A 1,429-nucleotide genomic window follows, 5' to 3' on the forward strand; every position below is an offset into this window, starting at 1 on the left:
GGCTGGCCCAGCATGCTGCTTCGACCACCGGCTCGCCCTCGGCCGTGTGGGTGCAGGGCCGGTCCGAAAGGAATTCGACCGCAACGGCGATTTCGCCCGCTCTCTGGATGGCCAACTGCCGATCGATCTGGCGGTAATGATCGTTTGCGCGATCGATGGTTTGCAGCGCCAGGTCGGCAAGGGCCGCCCGAATGGCCGCGTGGTCCTGGTCGGGGGTCGTGCGCACATCGACCAAAATTTCCGCTTCGCCGGGGACCACATTGAGTTGGGGCGTTCCCCGGGCGGGTGCCTGGATGACGGTGGGGGTGAAACTGGGCCAGCCCAGCAGGGGATCCTTGCCATGCGTGGCCACGGCCTCGGCCTCCAGAGCGGCCAGCCCGTCGAGGATACGGGCGATGGCCGGTGCCGGATTGATGCCGGCCAGGGGCATGGCCCCGTGGCTCATGCGGCCCCGGATGGTAAAACGGGCCCTTAGGGCACCCTTCTGGGCGATGCAGATCAGGCCGTCCTGGGGCTCACAGATCACCGCCGCCGTGACCGGGTCGGCATGGCCGCGGGCGATGAAGTCCTGAACGCCGCTCATCATGCCCTCCTCGTCACAGAGGACACCGCCGACCAGGGCCCCGGAAAGGGGCACCTTCGCGTTTTTCAAGGCCGTCATGGCCACCAGCATGGCCGCCAGGTTACCCTTGGTGTCGTTGGTACCCCGGCCGAACATGCGGCCGTTTTCCACATGCGCGTCAAAGGGATCGTGTCGCCAGGCGGAGCGGTCTCCGGGGGTGACCACATCGGTGTGCCCTTCGAACATCAGGGTGGGGCCATCGCTGCCGAAGGTCCAGCGCACGATCACGTTGGGCCGGCCGGGGGCGACGATGTCGACGGCGACGTCGAACCCCTGTTCCCGGGCCCATTCGGCCACCAGAGCGGCCACTTGGGCTTCACCGGTGCCGGCCTTGGGATCCCAGACCGAGTTGCAGCGGACCAGACGCGCGGTCAGGTCGATAACCGTGCGGGAATCGACGGATTGGAGCACTTTTTCAACGATGGTTTCCGGTACCATGGTAAATTCCTGTCAGCGACGGGCAAGATCACGGTGGGCCGTGATGCCATAGGCGCTTTGGGCGGCCAAGATGGCGTGGATGATGGCCCGTGCCAGGCAGTCGGCCGCGGCATGCCCGATTTCGTTCAGGCGTATTTCTGCGGCGGGTATCGTGAACGCACCCGAACTTTCCGGCAGCGCTTGCCGGCCGGTAGCCAGGCAGAAGACCACATCGCCATCGAACAAGGTGTGGGCCGGCCGGATGGCGCGTGCCAGCCCGTCCTGGGCCATCATGGCGATCCGTTTGGCCTGGGCCTTGGTCAGGGTGGCATCGGTGGCCACCACGGCCAGGGTGGTGTTGCCGGCGGGCTGGCCTGCCGATGGCGGTGG

At 66.8% G+C, this 1,429-nt stretch carries 2 protein-coding genes; both read right to left on the reverse strand.

Translation table 11 applies throughout. From position 1 onward, the window contains the following. Positions 1 to 1,060, reverse strand: a 1,060-nt coding sequence (locus JCM12296_RS34815) for a M20 family metallopeptidase (protein ID WP_054702768.1), incomplete at its 3' end; no start/stop codon positions are given. 12 nt (positions 1,061 to 1,072) lie between these two features. After that, the coding region (locus tag JCM12296_RS34820; RefSeq protein ID WP_172684271.1) for a P1 family peptidase at positions 1,073 to 1,429 on the reverse strand (357 nt) is incomplete at its 5' end.

It is taken from the genome of Desulfosarcina cetonica JCM 12296, assembly GCF_001311845.1.
GTDB classification, from domain to species: domain Bacteria; phylum Desulfobacterota; class Desulfobacteria; order Desulfobacterales; family Desulfosarcinaceae; genus Desulfosarcina; species Desulfosarcina cetonica.